Origin of the sequence: Micromonospora sp. D75 (genome assembly GCF_018070405.1) — a bacterium.
Classification (GTDB): Bacteria; Actinomycetota; Actinomycetes; order Mycobacteriales; family Micromonosporaceae; genus Micromonospora; species Micromonospora chalcea.
Genome location: NZ_JAGPXV010000766.1, coordinates 1 through 2,535 on the forward strand (window position 1 = coordinate 1; position 2,535 = coordinate 2,535).

Annotated in this window: 2 protein-coding genes and 1 rRNA gene; 1 reads left to right on the plus strand and 2 read right to left on the minus strand. The window is 70.4% G+C overall.

Features of this window, described 5'->3' with window-relative positions:
• Window positions 1-1,499, plus strand: a 1,499-nt coding sequence (locus tag KBX39_RS28750) for a VanW family protein (protein WP_210873537.1), incomplete at its 5' end; no start/stop codon positions are given.
• A gap of 56 nt (window positions 1,500-1,555) precedes the next feature.
• On the opposite strand, the gene KBX39_RS28755 is transcribed toward KBX39_RS28750, so the two are convergent.
• Together KBX39_RS28755 and rrf are read right to left on the minus strand one after the other, a co-directional pair.
• Window positions 1,556-2,182, minus strand: coding sequence for an NADPH-dependent F420 reductase (locus KBX39_RS28755; RefSeq protein WP_210873539.1), 627 nt, complete (start codon window positions 2,180-2,182; stop codon window positions 1,556-1,558).
• Between the two features lie 238 nt (window positions 2,183-2,420).
• A 5S ribosomal RNA gene (rrf, locus tag KBX39_RS28760) occupies window positions 2,421-2,535 on the minus strand; the annotation flags it as partial.

Sequence of the window (2,535 nt, forward strand, 5' to 3'; positions counted from 1 at the left end):
AGGCGTTGAACGCCCCGCTGGCGGTCACCGTCGGTGAGAAGAAGGCCGAGCTGAAGCCGTCCGACGTGGGGCTCGCCATCGACGTGGACGCCACTGTGGCGGCCGCCGCGAAGGCCGACGCGCACGCGGTGAGCCGGCTCGTCGGCTCCCGTACGGTCGAGCCGGTGGTCACCGTCGACCGGCCCAAGCTGGAGGCCGCCCTGCGGAAGGTGATGGGCTCGCAGGGGCGCGAGATGACGATGCCGGCGATCATCTGGACCGGCACCACCCCGAAGCCGGTCTACCCGAAGCCGGCGCTCACCGTCGACACCGACGGCGCCACCGCTGTGGTGAAGGCCGGCTGGCTGGCCGCCGAGCCGGTAACCGTGCCGCTCGTCGAGAAGTGGCCCGCCACCACCCGTGAGGAGGTCGACCGCCTCGTCGCCGAGCTGGCCCGGCCCGCCGTCGCCGCGCCGGTGACGCTCACCACCGAAGGCGGTTCGGTCACCATCCCGCCCGCCGCCATCGCCCGGGCACTGCGCTTCTCCGCCGACGACGCCGGCACGCTCACCCCGAAGGTCGACGTCAAGCGGCTCCGCGCCGCGCTCGGCGACCGGCTGACGAAGCTGGAGGTCGAGCCGCAGGACGCCGGGCTGACCATCAGCGGCGGCAAGCCGAAGGTGGTGCCCAGCAAGGCCGGCCGCCAGGTCGACGCCGCCGCGCTCGGCCCGGCCCTGCTCGCGGTGCTGCCCAAGTCCGAGGGCCGTACGGTGTCCGCCGAGCTCAAGCCGGCCGCGCCCGAGCTGACCGAGGCGGAGCTGGCGAAGCTGGGCATCAAGGAGCGGGTGTCGACCTTCACCACCCATTTCACCGGCGGCCTCTCCTCGCCGCGCAGCCAGAACATCGTCCGCGCGGCGAAGGACGTGGACGGCACGCTCGTGAAGCCGGGTGAGACGTTCTCGCTCAACGGGCACACCGGTGAACGCGGCTACGACCAGGGATACAAGGACGCGCCCACGATCGTGAACGGCAAGCTGGTGCCGGGCGTCGGTGGCGGCGTCTCCCAGTTCACCACCACGCTGTTCAACGCCACCTACTACGCCGGGCTGGAGGACGTGGAGCACAAGCCGCACTCGTTCTACTTCAGCCGCTACCCGGCCGTGATCGAGTCGACCATCTACTGGCCGCAGCTCGACTTCAAGTTCCGCAACAACACGCCCCACGGCGTGCTCATCGACACCTCGTACACGTCCAGCTCGATCACCGTCTCGATCTGGAGCACCAAGATCTACGACAGCGTCAAGACGGAGTACGGCCCCCGCCGCAACATCACCCAGCCGAAGACCGTGTACCTGACCCCGGGGCCGTCCTGCATCCCCGCCGCCGGCGCCGTCGGGTTCGCCCAGGACGCCTTCCGGGTCATCAAGAAGGACGGCAAGGTCGTCAAGCGGGAGAAGTTCAGCTGGCGCTACGACGCCGAGCCGCGCTTCATCTGCGCCCCGAAGCCGGGCGACGACTGATCCACGACACGGAAAGGCCCCGCCGGACGCATCCGGCGGGGCCTTTCCCATGCTTGTCACGGCCGCGCCGCGGCCAGCCCTTCGCGTACGCCGTCGGCGTCCCGGTCAGTGCCGTAGACGGGCGTGTCCGGCTGCTGCCGCCAGCTCTCGTCCAGGGTGCCCGCGTCGACCGGGTCGAAGCCCAGATCGTCCACGAGGCCCATCACGATCCGCTTGGCGTCCGCGTCGTCGCCGGCCACCGGCAACGCGATCCGGCCTGCCGTACCCGCCGGCTTGCCCTCGTCCATCAGGTGCGCCGCCTGGATGTTGTTGAAGACCTTCACCACCCGGGCGCCCTTGAGGTGGTCAGCGGTCCAGCGACTGGAGCTGAGGCTGCGGTCGAGCAGCTCGGCGATGTCGCCGTCCCGCTGGGGGTAGTAGTTGTTGGCGTCGACCACCAGCTTGCCGTCGAACAGCGCCGCCGGAAGCTGCGGCACCGCCTTCAGCGGGATCGCGATGACCACCAGCTCGGCGCCCTGCACGGCGTCCCCCACCGACACCGCCCGTGCGCCGGTCTCGGCGGCCAGGTCGGCGAGGCTCTGCGGCCCGCGGGAGTTGGCCACCGCGACGTCGTGGCCGAGTGAACGCAGACGACGGGTGAGGGTGCCCCCGATGTGCCCCGACCCGATGATTCCAATCTCCATGTCCACTCCTGTACCCCGTGCGGTCGGCCCCGATCACGGTCCCGACGTACGCCATGTCACGTTTCGGCCCACCGGCGTGGCCGGTGTCAGAGGTCCCGGCTCGACGGTACGAGACTGACGCGGCCGACGTGGTGATTCCCGTCGGCCGGCCCGAATCCAGGCGGTGTGGCGGCCGGTTTTCGGGGTGGACGCGTTTCAGGGCCACCCCCTGAGGGGGTGGCCCTGAAATCGAATGTTTGTCCGGCGGTGTCCTACTCTCCCACACCCTCCCGAGTGCAGTACCATCGGCGCTGGAGGGCTTAGCTTCCGGGTTCGGAATGTGACCGGGCGTTTCCCCTCCGCCATGACCGCCG

Bases quoted from the DNA above. Each gene is read 5' to 3' on its own strand.
- KBX39_RS28755 (WP_210873539.1), bottom strand. From the start codon at position 2,182: ATGGAGATTGGAATCATCGGGTCGGGGCACATCGGGGGCACCCTCACC.